The following is a 17,468-nucleotide window of genomic DNA, read 5'->3' on the forward strand; positions in this document are numbered from 1 at the left end:
GTCGGGCGGCCATCTTGGGGACCGTAAATGACTATTGCTCCAAAGAGGGACCGGCTTTCTCCTCCATTGATGCTGGCCTTTCGCTCGGCTCATGAAGCACGCGATGCGCGCAAGAAGCTCAATCTGCGCGATGAGTTCGGTGAGCGGATCATTGCCGGGCGGCGCAGCGCAGGCCGCTTTCCGATCTCGGAAGCGTTGTTGCGGCGGGAGGTCTCCCATGACCTTGAAACGCTCCTCAATACCATTGCTCTGGAATCGACCCTGGATCTGAGCGGGCGGGATAGGGTTCGAACCTCGATCCTGAACTACGGCTTCCCCGATATCGCCCACCGTTCGATCGACGAGGTTACGGACGACGAACTCACCGACGCCCTGCGCGAGACGCTAACGACCTACGAACCAAGGCTCGATCGCAAGACGATCCGGGTCCGCCGCGACGGCTCCGTCGGTCCCGAGCAGCTCAAACTGCGCTTCATCGTTCATGCCGACCTTAAGGCCGAGCCGCTCAACGTCCCCGTGGAATTTATCGCCGACGTCGACCTCGACAGCGGCGATATCCAGATCAATCGACTTTAGCATGAATCGCGAATTCCTCGATTTCTACAATCGTGAACTGTCATTGCTGTACGAGCAGGCGGGAGATTTCGCCGAAGAATATCCTGGCATCGCGGAGCGCCTCGGCGGCCTCATCCGGGACCGCTCGGACCCGATGATCACAGGACTGCTGGAAGGCGCCGCGTTTCTTGCCGCCCGCGTTCAGCTCAAGCTCAAGCACGAGTTTCCGGAATTCACTGCAAACCTGCTTGAGCAGCTGGTACCGAACTATCTTGCGCCGACACCATCGGCCATGCTGGTCACCGCACGGCCACCCTATGCCGACCCGGCGCTACGCGACGGCAGAAAGATCGCGCGCGGCGCCTATTTCGACGCGACCTACCGCGAGAGAGAACGAAGTCTTTCCTGCCGATTTCGACTTTGCCGCGACATCGTGCTCTGGCCGTTTGACGTCACCAGCGCCGAGTATTTCTCGACGGCGGGCGCTCTGCAGGCGCTCGGGATCCCGGTCGGCGGCGACGTCATCGCCGGGCTGAGGCTGTCGCTGACCCATCGTAGTGCGGCCCGGCTTGACGAGGAGCTGTCGGACGCAGAAGCCCGGACCAAGTCGGAAACCTGGTTTGCAGGCTGCCGCGTGAGCGAACTTCCGATCTACCTGTCAGGCGCGGAATCCGACGCGATCGCGCTTTACGAGCAATTGATCTCGAATTGCAGGGGAGTCTACTTCCGGCATCTCGACGACTTCGGCGATCCGGTGGTGACCCGTGCGCCCCATGATTGCGTGCAGCAAATTGGCTTCGACGAGAACGAGTCTCTGTTTCCTAACGACAATCGGATCTTTCGCGGCTCGGAGCTGCTGCGAGAATATTTCATGTTTCCACGCAAGTTCCTCGGCATCAACCTGACGGGACTACGCAGCGTGATGTCGCGACTGCGCAGCAAATCGATCGATATTGTCTTCGCTTTCGATGAACACAATTCGCGGCTGGCTGCCTCGGTGCGCCCCGAGACCTTCAGGCTCTATACTGCACCGGCGATCAATCTGTTCGAGAAAACGAGCGATCGCATTCCCGTCAAGTCGAATACTTACGAGTACCATGTGGTGCCAGATCGCAGCCGCTATCTGGAATACGAACCGCACCAGGTGCTCGAAGTCTACGCGCACCTTCCGGCAGAGAAGGACAAGCGGCCCGTCCGCCCGCTCTATTCGGCCGCCGTCGACCGGACCAGCGGATCGGTCGACGGGCTCTATTTCACCGTCCGCCGCTTGCCCCGGCGCCGCACAGTGGAGGAGAAGACATACGGTGCTTCCTCCGACTACACCGGGACGGACATGTTCCTCTCACTGCTCGAGCCCGGTGAACTGAGTGGCGGAGGCTCCGTCGCCGAACTGAGCGTCCGGGCTCTGTGCTCCAATCGCCATCTCACCGAGCACTTGCCGGTCGGCCAGGGTGGCGCCGACTTTCGTCTGCTGGACGATACCTCCCTTGATCTGATGTGCGTCGCAGGTCCCACGCCACCACGCGAGCCGGTGGTCGCCCAACTGCGCAGCCGCAGCGAAATCGCCAACAGTGGGATTGTCAGCTGGCGGCTGATCAATATGCTCAGCCTCAACTATCTTGGCCTCGTCGAACGCGGTGGCGGCAAGAACGCCGGAGCGCTGCGCGAGATGCTGGCCTTGTTCGCCGATCAGTTCGACGACGCCACGGAGCGCAAGATCCGCGGCGTGCGCAGCATAGAAAGCCGACCTGTCGTGCGGCGCGTGCGCGAGCGCACGGGCAGCGGCGCAGCACGGGGCTTGGAGATTACCGTTACGCTCGACGAGAAGGCATTTGAGGGCAGCGGCGTGTTTTTGCTCGGGGCGGTACTGGAGCGCTTCTTCGCCGACTATTCGGGCTTCAACACCTTCACTCAGACGGTCATCTCGACGCCGGAGCGCGGCGAGATCATGCGGTGGCCACCGCGCATGGGCACGCGGAGACCGCTATGACGCTGATCGACCAGATGAAGGCCGAGCCCTGGCGCTTCGATTTCTTCCATACGTTACGCCAGTTCGAGCGCGCCAACCCGGATCGACCGCGGATCGGCGACAGTGCCGCGCGTCGCGACGAATATATCGACCTCGGCCAGGTGCCTTATCTGGAGTTCCCCGCCTCAAACCTCGCGGCGGTGGACGACCAGGGTGGCCGGCTCAGGATACTCGTCAAATTTCTCGGCCTCCTGGGCCCGCAGGGCGCCCTGCCCATTGCCACCACCGATGAAAGCCTCGGCTGGTGGCTGATGCGGGATGACGCCTTCCCGCGCTTTCTCGACCTCCTCAACGGACGCTTCCTGCAACTCTTCTTTCGTGCCTGGGCCGACGCGCGCCCGATCGCGCAGCATGACCGCCCGGCGGACGATCGCTTCATCGCCTATGTCGGCTCCTTCGCCGGCTTGGGCTCCGATGTTTTCGCCGATCGCGATGCGGTTCCGGACATGGCGAAGCTCAGCTTCGCTGGACTGGTCGCGCCCAGGGCGAAGTGTGCATCACGGCTGACGCGGTTCCTGCAAGGACTGTTCGACGTCAAAGTCGAGATCGACGAATTCGTCGGCACCTGGCTCTCATTCGACCCAAGTCACTGCAGCCGGCTCGGCGGAACGCATGCGAGGCTCGGCCAGGACGCCCTTCTCGGCTCGCGTGTGTTCAGCGTCGAGGACAAGATCAGAGTTCGGGTCTTTGTCAGAACTTTTGCTCAGTACGAACAATTCCTGCCGACCGAAACACCCAACCTGTCGGCGCCACTGGCCGACGCCGTTTTCTTCTATATCGGCGACGAATTGGAATGGGAGGTCGAGCTCGCCATTCCTGCGGGAGAGGTCGTGCCGGTCAGGCTGGGACAGAGTGGGCGACTTGGATGGACCACATGGGTCTCGCCGAACTGGGCCTCCACGGAAGAATATCGCCGCGATGCCCGCTTTCAGCTCGGCGAACGATTGAGAGCCCGCCGGAGTGCCGCAGCCAATGCCGCGGCGATTTGAACCTATCCATCGCGCTGATCGCCTAATGCTATGGAATTCGAAGCAATTTCTGCGTGATGGCACGCATCCGCGGAGGAATTGAGCAGGAGGAGCCGCCGTGACCGATATCAGCATTGAAGCTGTAACGGGCAAGCTGAACCGGGCCGGCTATGATGCCTTCATACAGGCCCTGCGCCACGCAAAGAGCGCCGGCAATCGCAACGTCGAGCTTGCGCACTGGCTGTTTCATATCCTGCAGCAGGAACGCAACGATCTCAGCCTCTCGGTCGATCATTACAAGCTCGACCGGGCACGCTTGTTGTCGGACCTTGCCGGCGTGATCAATGGCTTTCGTAAGAACGAAACCGACATGCCGGGCGTCGCCAATTCGGTCATCGATCTGCTCGATCGGGGCTGGCATTACGCCACGCTCTTCTTTGGCGAAACCCAGATCCGTACCGGTCATCTGCTTGTGGCAGGCCTGAAATCGAACGATATTCGTCGCACGCTGAACAACCTCTCGCAGGAATTTTCCAAGGTCAACGTCGACGCACTGGCCGCGGAGCGCCGCGCCGTCTGGGCCGGCTCCGACGAGGAGACCATGCGGCCGATGGACGGTTCGGGCCTGGTCGGCGCCGGCACGGAAGGCGCGGCCCAAGCGGGTCCCAAGGGGACGACGCCGCTCGATCGGTTCTCCCAGGATCTCACCGCCAAGGCCAAATCGGGCGAGATGGATCCGATCCTTGGCCGGGACGAAGAAATCCGCCAACTGATCGACGTGTTGATGCGTCGGCGGCAGAACAATCCAATCCTCACCGGCGAGGCTGGCGTTGGCAAGACCGCAGTTGTCGAGGGCTTCGCGCAGCGTATCGCCGCCGGCGACGTGCCGCCACCGCTCCGCGGTGTAAGGCTTTGTGCGCTCGACATCGGCCTGATGCAGGCCGGTGCCTCCATGAAGGGTGAGTTTGAGCAGCGCTTGCGGTCGGTGATCGACGAGGTCCAGAGCTCACCCACCCCCATCATCCTGTTCATCGATGAAGCCCACACACTGATCGGCGCCGGCGGCGCGGCCGGCACCGGTGATGCAGCCAATCTCCTGAAACCTCCCCTTGCGCGTGGCACGCTGCGCACAATCGCCGCCACCACATGGGCAGAATATCGCCAGTATATCGAGAAAGATCCCGCGCTCACACGACGCTTCCAGCCGATCCAGATCGATGAACCGGACGTGGAGACCTGCTGTATCATGCTGCGCGGACTTCTCGGTCCGATGGAAAAGCACCACGGCGTTCGCATCTCGGATGCCGCGATCGTCGCAGCGGTCAACCTGTCCCACCGCTACATTCCTTCACGGCAGTTGCCGGACAAGGCGGTCAGCCTGCTTGATACCGCCTCGGCGCGCGTGGCGATCAGCCAGAGCGCGACGCCGGCCCTGATCGAGGATGCACGCGTTGCGATTACCGCCCGTGAAGCTGAGAGATCGGCACTCGTCAGCGACGGCGATCTTGGGATTGAGGATGACGAGCGCATCGTAGTGATCGACAACGACATCGCAGCACTGAAGGACAAGCTGACGAACCTCGAAGCCGATTGGGCCGCAGAGCAAGAGCTCGTCAAGGACATCCGCAGCATTCGAGAGATCCTTTCCGAACCCAAGGAAGGCGACGATCCGGCTGCCAGGCGCGCGGAGCTGCGCGGCAAGTTCGAGACGCTCGAGAACATCAATCCGGAAAAGCGGATGGTCTACGCCCATGTAGACCAGCAGTCGGTGGCGTCCGTTGTCTCTGACTGGACTGGCATCCCGGTCGGCCGGATGATGCGCGACGAGATCGAAACCGTGCTGAAGCTACCGGAGATCCTCAACCGCCGCGTCGTGGGCCAGTCTCACGGACTGACGATGATCGCCAAGCGAATCGAGACCAGCCGCGCCAAACTGGACAACCCGTCGAAGCCGATCGGCGTGTTCATGCTGGCTGGTCCATCCGGCGTGGGCAAGACTGAAACCGCCCTGGCGCTTGCCGAGACCCTCTACGGCGGCGAGCAGAACATGATCACGATCAACATGTCGGAGTTCCAGGAAGCGCACACCGTCTCGACCTTGAAGGGAGCGCCTCCCGGCTATGTCGGCTATGGCGAAGGTGGACGCCTCACCGAGGCTGTCCGGCGCAAGCCCTATAGCGTCATCCTGCTCGACGAGGTCGAGAAAGCTCATCCCGACGTCCACGAGATCTTCTTCCAGGTGTTCGACAAGGGAACCATGGAGGACGGCAACGGGCGGCGGATCGACTTCAAGAACACCTTGATCATCCTGACCACCAACGTCGGCACCGATCTGATCATGGGCCTGTCGCGCGATCCAAAGTATCGCAACGAGCCGGAAGAGCTCGCCAAGATGCTGAGGCCGGAATTGCTGAAGGTGTTTCCGGCGGCGCTGCTCGGACGCATCGTCTCGATACCGTACTTCCCGCTATCGGACGAGATGCTCGCCGGGATCGCTCGGTTGCAGCTCGACCGGATCGGACGACGCCTCCGTGACAACCATAACGCGGCATTCAGCTACGATGACGCGGTCGTGGAGCACATTGTGTCACGTTGCAACGACCCGGACTCCGGCGGGCGAATGATTGACAACATCATCACCAACACCCTGCTCCCGGAGCTGTCGCGCGAATTCCTCAGCAAGTCGCTTGCCAAGGAAGAAGTCAAGCAAGCACGGGTCTCGATCGAGAACGACACGTTCGCCTATTCGTGGAATTGAGGACGATGAACATTCAAACCGAGCATCGCCACCCGAGCACCGGTCCCACGCCATACGACGAGGTCTACTACCCTGGCCACGTCTACGGGCTCACTCATCCGAACCATCTCGCTACCATTGCTGCCGTCTACGGCATGCAGGCGGCTCCGGTCGAGCGTTGCCGGGTGCTCGAGCTTGGCTGCGGCGTTGGCGGCAACCTGTTGCCGATGGCCTTTCAATATCCAAACAGCGAATTCGTCGGTGTCGACCTGAGCGGCGTGACGATCGAGCGCGGCCAGCAAAATATCGCCACATTGGGCCTCAGCAACATCAAGCTCCTGCACTGTGACATCATGAATGTCGACGAAAGCTTCGGGCAATTCGACTACATCATAGCGCACGGCGTGTATTCCTGGGTTCCGCCGGCGGTGCGCGACAAGATGATGATGATCTTCAAGCAGAACCTGGCTCCGCGCGGGGTCTGCTACGTCAGCTACAACGCGCACCCGTTCTCGCATCTTCGCGACATGGTCCGCGACATGATGCGGTATCACACCCGCCGTCTCACCGACATGAAGGAGAAGGTAGGACAGGCCCGCGCGATCTTGAAGTTCCTGAGCGACGGCTCGAAGGCCAACTCGGTGCACGGCGCAGTTATGCGCGACCAGTACAACCGCGTCCTCAAGTCCCCCGACGAACTTTTATTTCACGACGATCTCGATGATGGCGCCGAGGCCTTCCTGCTGCATGAGGTTGCCGAAGACGCAAGCCACCACGGCTTGCAATATCTGAGCGACGCTGATTTTTCACGACGCTATCTTGCCGGCTATTCCGAGGAGGTTCGCGCGACGCTGCAGCGCTTCCCGGAAAGCGAGTTCACGGCGCGCGATCAATATCAGGACTTCATCGACGGCAACGGCTTTCGGCGCACCTTGCTCTGCCACGACAGCATTTCGCTATCCCGCCAGATCGACCTAGATTTCGTCACCAGGTTCCATTTGCTGAGCACGACCAACCCGGTTGACCCCGGCGCCTGCGTGACCGACGATTCCGCGATGGAATTCGAGAACCAGGACGGCAGCAGGGTCACGGTAACCAATCCGCTCTTGAAGGCTGCGTATCTATGTCTCGGCCGGGCCTGGCCGCGCGCATTATCATTTGGCGAGTTGCTCGATGGCGCCCGCGCGCTGCTGGGCGGCCGCCACTCGGATGATGCCGAAAAGGTGCTGACGGAGGCAATGTTCATCCTGGCTTGCAGCGGCGAGGTTTCTTTCCTGCTGTCGCGCCCATTTCTGTTGAAGGAAGCTACCGAGCATCCGCAGGCGAGCCTGCTCGCACGAAGACAAGCGCAAACAGGTCCGCTCGTCACCAACCTCCTCCACCAGACGGTACAGTTGGAGGACGACCGGACCAGGGATTTCCTGCAATTGCTCGACGGTGCGCGGACCATCGACCAGATCACGGCCGAAATGACCGAAAAATTCGGCCCGACCATCCAGGTAGACCAGAAGGATAGTGCCGGGAAGCCTGCCGATCCGTTGTTGCTGTCAACGCGAGAAAGCGTTCAACGCTCGCTTGCGATGGTCGGCAAGCTGGGCCTGCTGGTCGCATGACGCGCTCAAGTGCGTCGGCTCCGTTGGCGATGAACGGCAGGAGTTGGAAGCTCCTGCCATTTCCTGAAACGGATGCGGCCCCCGTCACTCTAGCCGTCGTGGGTATATTGCTGGCCGAGGAGCCATCCCGTGAGAATACCGCCGGGTCCGCCGGCATAGACCGGATCGAGGCCAACACCTGCACGCAGCATCTTCCATTCATGCTCGCCGACCCAGGGAATCCCGGGATCGCCCTTCTGATACTGGGACAGCAGCGTTCGGGCGACCTCTGCGGCATTGGCGTAGATCGGCCCGTTGGCCCAGCGAGGGCGGGGCAGGCCTGTCATGCGGCAATAGAGCGCCGTGCAGACGTAGGCAGACGCCTCTTCCGCATTGGCATCAAGGCCGGTACGCAACAGATCATATGCCGCATGCAGGCTTTCGTGGACGATATAGGCCTCGTCCAGCCGCCCCGTCGCCGACACGACCTCCAGCGTGTTCGCCGCAACCGCTGTGCCGTCCGCCCTGGTTCTCGCGACATCGTTGTATTGTGCAGCAACGCCTGCCGCGAGATCCGTCGGAGGTCTGACGGTGACCTGCCCCAACCGGATAGCGCGGGCGACGTGATGGAACGTTTGCGGCGCAATCGTCACATGGCTGCCGCGGATCGGAAACCGGAACCGCATGCGTGCGACCGCCGGGCCATTGAGTACGTCTAACACCCTGCTCCGCAGTGACATTTGATCGTCCTCGTTGTTCACACTACCCCACGGATGGTGGTCGCCGTTTCCGATCGGCAGGTTCAAACAGTCACTGCGCTGGCGCGACAGGAATTCGAATGACCTGGGCCGGGCGGCAGGTTGATCGAACGAGCCGGCATTGAACCCGAGCCCGTTCGGGTGAGACCAATCTGAGGGGAGGATCGGAGGGCGTTCCATGACGACGACTGATCCGACGACGACCGACACTTACCGGAAGATCGCGGCGCGACTGACCATGCTTCGGCCGCAGATCGATTTGAAGAATTACTTTGCCGGCCCCAACCCGGATGTGCGCCTTTATGACGAGAAGCCCTACATCCGACACCAACTCGAGAAGTATGGTGTCGCTGCCGCGACGACCACGCTCGACGGCGTCACCTTCTTGCCCAAGGACTGGGAAGAGCTGATCAAGAAGCTGCGCATTGCCAAGACGACGGACGGATTCGACGCCTTCGCCGAAGGGCAAAGCCCGGAGAAAGCGTCGCATTGGGCCCTCGATCTGTCGATGGCGGCAACGATCGGCAAGGGGTTTCGGGAGATCTGGCGCCCAAAGCTGTCGGACAGGCCGCTCTCAACGCGGGATCTCCCGGGCCGCCACGGCTTCGGGCTCGGGCGCGACCGCGGACAATGGAGCGACGCCTACAGCTCGCAATTCGGCAAGGACCCGCAGCCCCAGGACATCACCTCGCTGCATTTCGCAGTAGCACCTGATCGGGTGAACGTGCACATCGACGAAACGGGCTTCGTGTTCGAGGGCGTGGACGGTGCGCTTACGGTCGGGCCGAACTTCGTGCATCACGCCGGCAATGAACTGTTCTGGAAGAGCAACAAGCATATACCGCAATGGGCCGCAGAGCACATCGATCTGATCCTGCCCAACAGCGCGAACGACTTTTCGCGCGTGGGCATTTCGGTCGACATGTACCAACGCAAAGACTTGCGCGTTACGGTCACCGGCTCCTGCGGAATTTTCGGTGGTTTCGAGTGCTCGGGAACGGTGAGCATCAGCGGAACGCATGATCTGCTCGGTTCGAAGTCGAAAGGCAGGCGCTAAAGCGGACAATGCTCGTTCGGCATTGCTCCGTGTCTATGCCTCCAAGCTACGAATGAGGCTCCTCGATTTGCCACTGCCAGTTCGTGGCCCGAATGAATGGAACTATCGAACCGCCTCGAGGTAGCGGCGACCAAGATATTGGTCGCGAGAACGCGTAGTTCCGCAGGAATCAGCAGGGGAGGTCTCACATTGCCGAACCAGGAAAGGCCCTTGAAGCCTGTCGTCGAAAGCTATGTACCGCCAGCAGGAATCCGGCATGCGGTGACGGCAGGCGAGACCTGGATATCCCTCGCCAAGCGGATCGGCATCGACCCCTGGGACCTCATCGAGTTCAATTTTCCGGGCATCAAGCTCGTCAAACAGCGCGATTTCCAACAAGCCACACGGCAGGTGAACTGGTACCTGGCCGAGTATGTAGGCTGCCGCGCGATGTCGCCCGACCGGCAGAATTTTGCGTTTTCTTCCGGTATGACCGGCGGGAAAGGTGGATGGCGAGGGGGATTCATCTATCTGCCGCCAGGTACGCCGCCTCCCCCGCCGATTGCGCCCACTCCACCGGTTGCGCCCACCCCAGCGGCTCCGACCCCGCCGGAATGTGAAGGAAGCCGACCCGACTTCGCGCGCGTGCTGGACGTCAGCGAACGGGATTTCGCGCGCAACGTTTTTGGCCCGACGTTGCCGCCGTGGGAGACAATCGCGATTACCAATGGCCTGGGAGCAGGCGGAAGACCGTGGACGAACGATGGACCGTTCTTTAGAGGAAGCAATCCCATGGTGCCGAGCATGCGGTATGCCATCAATCTTGGCAATGTCGCGTTCAGTAATCTGGCATCGCCTAGCCCCACCTTCGGCCTCTTGTGCGACAACTTCGGTCGCATTTGCGACCTCTTCGTGCACGAAATGACCCACGTGTGGCAGGCGTTCAACGATTCAAACTGGACGATGGCGCGCTCCTTCTGGGCGCAGACGATCGGTGCCGGCTACGACTACACCCCCGGGGATAGCTGGGACTCATACAACGTCGAACAACAGGCACACATCGTCGAAGATTGGCACAAGTACAAGATCAGTTCTCCGATGCTTGCCGAAGAACGGTATCCGTATGTCCGGCTCGTGATCCGCTCTGGACGCCTCACTTTTCCTCGCGGGCTGGATCTGGTCGCATTGAAAAAGGACCTTCAAGATCTGCGCGCAAGGCACCTGGACTAGAATCCGCTGCAAAGGAGTGGTCGGGAGTCTACTTAATGATGCACCAACACACCGAGAATTCGACGCGGTGCGGTAGCGCATTCTTCCTCTCGAGAGCACTTTTCCGACTTGTCCAGCGTGCTGGTCAGCTTCGCAGCGCAAGCACACGGAGAAGAATTGCGCGGCCGCCATGCGACAGGCGATCGTGAAACAGTTCGGAGAGCCGGTCTCCACGCTTCCGCACCGAGAACCTCTTCCGGAGCTCATGGGCGCGAGACAGCGAGCAATAGAGAAAATCACGACGTAGCCGGCGCATGCGGCTGCCATAACCTCTAACATCGGTGCTCGCGTAGGCCTCCATCAGGGTGCGTATCAAATAGTCATCGCTCGGATCAACATAAGCTTCGTGGGAAACGCTCGATGATCGCATGGATACGGGTTCATCGCTCGACAGAAACAAGTTCCTGCGGATCAGCCCATCCGATACGCCGGTCGCCTCTTTAGCGAACTTTCCATAGTTCACAAAAGGCAGCGCAGCGAGTTGCCTGCGCAGATTTTCGAGCGTTGCCGACGGGATCCGGACGCCGTTGCCCGCGCTGGTGTCGAGCTTGTTGGCGCGCACCGTGGCGTAGAGGTCGCCCCAGAATTTGTCCCAGGGGGCCGTGCCGTTGCGGTTAGACGACGGATTCCTGCGAACGCTATATGTCGTTTGAGTGAGGTAGGCCGCCAGTTCGCCCATGTGGCGCGTAACAGTGCCGTCAGGATCATAGACGTCGATCATGGCGTGGACGCATTCATGCAGGAGCAGCGCCCGATCGCCATCATTTGCGGGAGGCGACTTCTTCTGCGTCAACAGAATATCCGTGGCCTGATCGTAGAAGGCGAGATCCTGAGTGCCGCCCTTCACCAATATATTACCGGCACGAATGTGATCGCGAACTGTCGCCAAGTATTCGCCCTTGATATGGATCTTGTCGACGTAAAACTCGATGCCAAGCGCAACCGAGTCACTGAGTGTGTCCAGGACGTCGCCTTCGGTCAGTGGCATGACCTACCTTCCTTGCGTGGTTGAGCAATAGTCGTCCGGCTAGGCTCCGGCAAAAGAAACGGCAGGTTACTCCTAACTGGACTTCGGTCGGTGTAGTCGGGAAGATTTGCCAGGATCTCCTTCACGTGCGGCCGGCATCCAGCCGGAAGCGGATGATGCTCCCCGATGAAAATCGGCAGTTGTGTTGCTGCGTGTCCAGGCATGGTTCCGTCGAAGAGCAGGCGGCACGCATCTCCAGTATACCTAATGAACCGCAACTCGTCATCGGTGCTCTTCATGATGCGCCCGCCGTGGCTCGCAATCGTTAGGTCTACGACGTCTTGGCAGACGGTTTCTGCGTCGCTAGCGCGCCGCGCCCGTCACCGCCATAAGGCGTGAATAGCTAGCGACATCCGCAGTCAGAATAGCCTCCACTCGACGTACAACTCGCTCGCCCTCGCAGCCGCCAACGAAGTCCAGACCGCAAAATCGACGCCAGCACATTGCCCCGCATGGCTAATTTCCAGTATGTTGCTGGCTCAACCGGCGAGCAATGATCACGGATGGTTATCCCGGGCGCGGTGGTCCGGGCGCGACACTATCGTGATTTAAGGTTTGGGAAAGCTATGGCAAGCTTCGCTCAGTTCTTGCAGGATTCCGGTGTGTACGCGGCGCAAAGCTTCATGATCGTTCCTCGGGGAGGCTTCAACTTGGTCTGCCTGCGCGACAGCAAGGACGTTCATCTATCGTATGATCGCAACCGGTTACAGGTTGAGGATGTGCGCTTCGAGCAAGTCGAACGCGTCGCTCAGGAATACATCAACAGCCGCTATGGAAAGCAAAAAAGCCAGGAGCGCGATGATCAATTGCTGCGCCTGCGTACAGCGCTGTATGGCACCGCGCGATTGGATGGCAGTGCGCGCGGCCTCAAGGTCGTTGCCAAAGGTGTCGGTATTCCGGAACTCAAAGCCGCGCGCGGCAACACGGCCATCAAGTTGGAGGTCGCCATTCTGCAGCGCAAAGACTTCACGATCGCGTTCAGATTCCTCAAGCACCTCGATCAGTCAGGCAACGTCATCAACGCCACGAAATGGACGCCGGATGACGTGCCCTGATTCCTCACCAGGCTGAACTGGGTCTTCGGGGCTCAGACGAACATCATTTTCACGCTGGTCGATGCCAAATGGATTACGGTCCAGAAAGCCTTAGCACCAAAAATCTCGCGGGATGTTTTTCGAAAGGATATCGTACCATTGAAGAGGCGCGGCGCCGATCTCACCTGCTTTCTCGTCGGTGATTATGATGCAATGGATACTGAGGCGGCTGGGGAGTATCCGCCTGATGAGCAGGTATTCGTGGTTGTTGACCAAGGTAATCCACCCGTGTTCGATCTTGGCGAAGCGTTCATTGGTGTAATGGCGCACGAGATCGGGCACTTCTTGCACCACAAACGAAACATGCCCGGGAGTGGACACCATAACCGAAGCGGTATTTTGCTTTCAAGTGGCATGGAAAGCTTGTCCTTGGATAAGCAACTCGTCACCAACTTCAACGCATGGTGAGAGCAATCATTCTCGGCATCCCTTTAGCACGTTGAGGCCGCGCGAGCCTCGCGGTCGTAATCCGGCGGTAATGTCCGCCTGCGATGCGCGTTACTGCAACATCGTCTAGGCCACCAATATCGACGCACGGAGCTCTGATGCGAGTACTGATCGTCGACGATCATCCCATCATCATGGCTGCTTGCCAGGCCTTGTTTGCCGACGAGGCCGGATTCATTGTCACAGGAGCGGCAGATGCGGCAAGTGGATTGGCGTCCCTTATTGCCATTGCCGGACCTCCTGAGGTCTGCGTCATAGACGTTAACCTGCCATCTGTCTCCGGCATGGAGCTCGCTCGACAGATCTTTGGAAGAGATGCCGAAGCGCGCATCGTGATGTTTAGCATCAAGGACGATCCTGTATTCGCGGCAACCGCGATCGACATCGGCGTCAAGGGGTACGTTTCCAAATCGGGAGACCCCAACAACCTAGTTCTTGCAATTCGTGAAGTCCGGAAAGGCGGCACTTTCCGTCATTGCGTGCCATTCAAACGCCAGCATTGGCTGATCCGGCGATTGCAGCAAACCGGCTTGCGCAAGTCAGCCCAAGAGAATCGAAGATTCTTCACCTCCTCGCCTCCGGCAGGGGCTTTTCCGAGATCGCAAAACTGATCAGTGTTTCCTACGGAACGGTCGCCAACGATACCGCGGTTGTGAGGCATAAGCTTGGCCTTAGGTCGACCAACGAATTGGTCCGGTTGGCGACTGAACTCTCTGCCGAGCTCCATCGTTAAGGAGCGATCAGCAAGTCTTCGCGTTTCCTTCGCGTTCTCAACGCCTATTCCGACAATTCACAGACTGCAGTGCACCAGGATCGGTGATCAACAATTGGGCCACGGAACCGGCGGCGGAGGCGAACTCGCAGCCAGCCCCCGTGGTCGCCGGCTCCCAGGGAGAAGCCAGCATGGGCAGCTCACGAGATCTTCTTCAAGCGTCCCACATTAGCCAACTACGGATGCATGATCACCGCAACATCAAATGAGTGAGCGCTACTGCTCCGACGATTGGTCAGCAGATGACAGTTTGCTGGACAGCTGCATCGCTAGACCCACTATTTCGGAGGCCCTGTTTTCTTATCGGCGCGCAGCGCAAGTGGCTTGGTTGCGCTTTGATAGTCCGCCAGATGCCACCTTTTGTTCGCGATCAAACTACGGCTTCGAAAGCTACCGAGTAGAGTCGAGTAGAGGCGTCGATCGCTCGATGCCTCCCTCACAGATCCGGTGGGCGCAGGCTCGAACATGGGACCCGCCGATTAAGAGGCGTATGATTTCTGCGATTTATCAATGGCCATTCCGACAGCATGCCGGTTTATGGTGTACTAGCTGAGGCGGTCAAGAATACTGCTAAGGGCTCATTGCGACATATATGGACGACGGCTCCGCAACGTTGGATAGTCAATCAAAGCGAGAAGCCCGATCTCGTCAAGGGAGACGCCGCATGCTGAAATCGATCGATCCGCTTTTGAATGCCGATGTTCTCTATGCACTGCGGTCCATGGGGCATGGCGACGATCTCGTGCTCTGCGACACGAATTTTCCGGCCGACGCGGTCGCGCGTCAGACTGTGCTGGGGCGGCTGTTGCGCATCGACAACGTCACCGCGAGCCACGCCGCGCGCGCGATCCTGTCGGTGCTGCCGCTCGACAGCTTCGTGGACAAGCCGGCATCCCGTATGGAGATCGTCGGCCAGCCAAACGAAATTCCGCCTGTGCAGAGCGAGGTCCAGGCCGAACTCGATGCGGCGCAGGGCCGATCTTTTCCGATGGCCTCAGTCGAGCGCTTTGCATTCTACGAGCTTGCGAAGAGATCCTATTGCGTGATCCAGACCGGAGAGCGGCGCTTCTATGGTTGCTTCATCTTCAAGAAGGGCGTCATCCCGCCCGATGTGGCTTGAGGTGAACACCTCAAACCGTCTGGACGACGCGGCTACACGAAGCGTCTGACATAAATACGACGTCGAGATGATGTCGCGCTCGCGGAACCTGCTCATTCACGGTCACCGCGACGGTGATCGGCGCTGCGCAGCCTCAGTCATCTTGCAGCGCGGCATTGCGAAGACTGCGCTCATCGTTCACGCATCGACGGCACGCTCGGCCTCAAGATCACGCGCATTCGTTGACTTTGATATGTGCCGTTGCATACTCGAACCGGCCTCTGCCGCCATCGCCACGACGCGACAGTTCGCCGAGTGTCACGTCATCGAGGTGCATGGGCGAAGTGGACTTCACAAAAGAAGGTCACTCAAAGAAGGTAGAAAACGGGAGGGTATCGCGGTGAAACAGCACGATCACGATCAGCATTCCGCATTCCAGCCGAACCGGCGGACGGTGCTAAGAGGCGCGGCGAGTGCCGCTGCACTCGGCACCAGCGGCGCACTCGGCACGTTCTCGGAGCTCGCATTGGCGCAAGCCAACCTACGTGCGCAGATCACGCAAGTTCCGGGTGTCGGCAAGGGCGCACCCACGGACGCCGACTGGCAAAAGGTCGGTGAACTCTGCCTCGGCCCGACCAAAGCGAGCATCAAGGAAGGTGAATTCAAGGGCGTCGAGCTCTCCTTCATGGGACTCAACAATCAGAACCTGCATAATCTCCTGTTCCGCGGCTTCCTCAAGCCGTGGGAGGCTTATACGGGCGCGAAAATCTCCTGGATCGATCTCGCTCAAGCCGACTACAACCCACGGCTTCAGCAGGCGATCGCGACGAGCACGGTCGATTTCGACATCCTCGAGATGGGCGCGCCGTTCGAGGGCGATGTCTGTGGCAAGGGCCTCGCATCGGAGATGCCGGACTGGGTCAAAAAGCAAATCGATATCGATGACTATGTCGACTATCTGAAGCCGCCGGTCGGAACCTGGAACGGCAAGACCTATCGCGTCACCATCGACGGCGACTGCCACAACTTCAACTACCGCACCGACGTCTTCTCCGACGCTGCCCTTGCCAAGGCCTGGAAGGACGCCGGCAACACGGGCGAATGGGGCGTTCCGAAAACCTGGCAGCAGGTCCAAGCGGTGACAAAGTTCCTCAAAGGCAAGAAGATCAAGAACCAGAACACGTTCGGCTATCTCGATGCGCCAAAGCCCTGGGGCGGCTTCGGCTTCTATTTCCTCGGCAGCCGAGCCTCTGCCTACGCCAAACATCCCGACGACAAGGCTTGGCTGTTCGACATCGACACGATGAAGCCGCGCATCAACAATCCGGCCTGGGTGCGCGCTATCCAGGACGTCATTGACGCGCTGCCGTTCGAGCCGGCCGACCAGCTCAACGCCGATCCGAACACCACCGGCTTTCAACAATTTCTCGCCGGCATCGGCTCGATGATCCCCTGGTGGGGCGACATCGGCCAGGTCGCCAAGGCGAGCGACACCTCGGTCATCGGCGATATCGTCGGCTTCGACATCCTGCCGGGATCGGACGATGTCTATAATTCCAAGACCGGACAGTGGGACAAGCTCGCGAGCGGTCCGAACCACGCGCCGAACTGCGCCTATCTCGGCTGGGGCGTCTATGTGATGGCCAGGGTCAATGGCGACGAGAAGAAGCACAAGGCCGCCTGGAGCGCGGCTGCGCATCTCGGCGGCAAGGATCTGTCGCTGTGGATGGTGATGTATCCGTCGGGCTTCCAGGCCCACCGCACCAGCCACTTCCAGTTCGATGAATGGGTGGCCGCGGGCTATGACCGCAAATACATCACCTCCTACCTCAACTCGCAGCTTGGCTCCTACAATCATCCGAACCGGGCGGTCGAGCCGCGTATCCCCGGCATCTTCCAGTACTACAGCATCGCGGAGGATGAGCTGACGAAGATTTTTGCCGGCAAGGTCGACGCGCAGACCGGCGCGAACAACATCGCCGCCGCCTGGGAGAAGCTAACCGACCAGATCGGCCGCGAGCGGCAGATTGGACTCTACAAGGCCTCGCTCGGCGTGTAGCCGCATGAGCATTACGAAGATCCTCG

15 protein-coding genes are annotated in these 17,468 nt (G+C 60.0%); 13 read left to right on the top strand and 2 right to left on the bottom strand.

Annotation, left to right across the window (positions count from 1 at the left end):
- Window positions 1–27: 27 nt before the first annotated feature.
- The 5 genes from tssE (at window position 28) to BM118_RS07645 (ending at window position 7,902) form a co-directional block, all read left to right on the top strand.
- Window positions 28–576, top strand: coding sequence for a type VI secretion system baseplate subunit TssE (gene tssE / locus BM118_RS07625; protein WP_092183635.1), 549 nt, complete (start codon window positions 28–30; stop codon window positions 574–576).
- A gap of 1 nt (window position 577) precedes the next feature.
- A complete protein-coding gene (gene tssF, locus BM118_RS07630; RefSeq protein WP_092183637.1) occupies window positions 578–2,545 on the top strand; it encodes a type VI secretion system baseplate subunit TssF in 1,968 nt (655 codons plus the stop codon).
- Window positions 2,509–3,573, top strand: a complete 1,065-nt coding sequence (tssG, locus tag BM118_RS07635; RefSeq protein WP_092183639.1) for a type VI secretion system baseplate subunit TssG — start codon at window positions 2,509–2,511, stop codon at window positions 3,571–3,573. Before tssF ends, tssG begins: the two co-directional genes overlap by 37 nt.
- A 97-nt stretch (window positions 3,574–3,670) precedes the next feature.
- Window positions 3,671–6,310 (top strand): type VI secretion system ATPase TssH, encoded by a 2,640-nt coding sequence (tssH, locus tag BM118_RS07640; RefSeq protein ID WP_092183641.1) that lies wholly within the window; start codon window positions 3,671–3,673, stop codon window positions 6,308–6,310.
- 5 nt (window positions 6,311–6,315) lie between these two features.
- Window positions 6,316–7,902 carry a class I SAM-dependent methyltransferase gene (locus tag BM118_RS07645; protein ID WP_177234085.1) on the top strand — a complete coding sequence of 529 codons (1,587 nt, stop codon included), beginning with the start codon at window positions 6,316–6,318 and terminating at the stop codon, window positions 7,900–7,902.
- Window positions 7,903–7,991: 89 nt separating this feature from the next.
- Here BM118_RS07645 and BM118_RS07650 read toward each other — a convergent pair whose 3' ends face one another.
- Complete coding sequence (locus BM118_RS07650; protein ID WP_244550081.1) at window positions 7,992–8,819, bottom strand: hypothetical protein; 828 nt, start codon at window positions 8,817–8,819, stop codon at window positions 7,992–7,994.
- Between BM118_RS07650 and BM118_RS07655 the strand changes: the two genes are divergently transcribed.
- Both BM118_RS07655 and BM118_RS07660 read left to right on the top strand, forming a co-directional pair.
- A complete protein-coding gene (locus BM118_RS07655) occupies window positions 8,818–9,696 on the top strand; it encodes a hypothetical protein (RefSeq protein ID WP_167770483.1) in 879 nt (292 codons plus the stop codon). The genes BM118_RS07650 and BM118_RS07655 overlap by 2 nt on opposite strands.
- A gap of 210 nt (window positions 9,697–9,906) precedes the next feature.
- Window positions 9,907–10,905, top strand: a complete 999-nt coding sequence (locus BM118_RS07660; protein ID WP_244550082.1) for a hypothetical protein — start codon at window positions 9,907–9,909, stop codon at window positions 10,903–10,905.
- A gap of 124 nt (window positions 10,906–11,029) precedes the next feature.
- Here the strand turns inward: BM118_RS07660 and BM118_RS07665 are convergent, their stop codons facing one another.
- On the bottom strand, window positions 11,030–11,932 hold the full coding sequence (locus BM118_RS07665; protein ID WP_092183649.1) for a hypothetical protein: 903 nt from the start codon (window positions 11,930–11,932) through the stop codon (window positions 11,030–11,032).
- A gap of 605 nt (window positions 11,933–12,537) precedes the next feature.
- Here BM118_RS07665 and BM118_RS41255 point away from each other — a divergent pair.
- The 6 genes from BM118_RS41255 (at window position 12,538) to BM118_RS07690 (ending at window position 17,442) form a co-directional block, all read left to right on the top strand.
- Window positions 12,538–13,026 carry a hypothetical protein gene (locus BM118_RS41255; RefSeq protein WP_177234086.1) on the top strand — a complete coding sequence of 163 codons (489 nt, stop codon included), beginning with the start codon at window positions 12,538–12,540 and terminating at the stop codon, window positions 13,024–13,026.
- A 138-nt stretch (window positions 13,027–13,164) separates the two neighbouring features.
- Entirely contained in the window at window positions 13,165–13,473 is a 309-nt protein-coding gene (locus BM118_RS41260; protein WP_177234087.1) for a hypothetical protein, read from the top strand.
- Window positions 13,474–13,610: 137 nt separating this feature from the next.
- Window positions 13,611–14,123: a response regulator gene (locus BM118_RS07680; protein ID WP_244550083.1), complete on the top strand. Its 513-nt coding sequence runs from the start codon at window positions 13,611–13,613 to the stop codon at window positions 14,121–14,123.
- The gene (locus BM118_RS42215; protein ID WP_244550084.1) at window positions 14,012–14,245 is read left to right on the top strand and encodes a response regulator transcription factor; all 234 of its coding nucleotides are present in this window, start codon (window positions 14,012–14,014) and stop codon (window positions 14,243–14,245) included. The genes BM118_RS07680 and BM118_RS42215 overlap by 112 nt, the downstream gene beginning before the upstream one ends.
- 703 nt (window positions 14,246–14,948) lie before the next feature.
- Window positions 14,949–15,404, top strand: a complete 456-nt coding sequence (locus tag BM118_RS07685) for an RbsD/FucU family protein (RefSeq protein ID WP_092183651.1) — start codon at window positions 14,949–14,951, stop codon at window positions 15,402–15,404.
- A gap of 379 nt (window positions 15,405–15,783) precedes the next feature.
- Window positions 15,784–17,442 (top strand): type 2 periplasmic-binding domain-containing protein, encoded by a 1,659-nt coding sequence (locus tag BM118_RS07690; protein ID WP_092183653.1) that lies wholly within the window; start codon window positions 15,784–15,786, stop codon window positions 17,440–17,442.
- The last annotated feature ends 26 nt before the right edge of the window (window positions 17,443–17,468 follow it).

The sequence above is a fragment of the Bradyrhizobium sp. cf659 genome (assembly GCF_900113725.1).
Classification (GTDB): Bacteria; Pseudomonadota; Alphaproteobacteria; order Rhizobiales; family Xanthobacteraceae; genus Bradyrhizobium.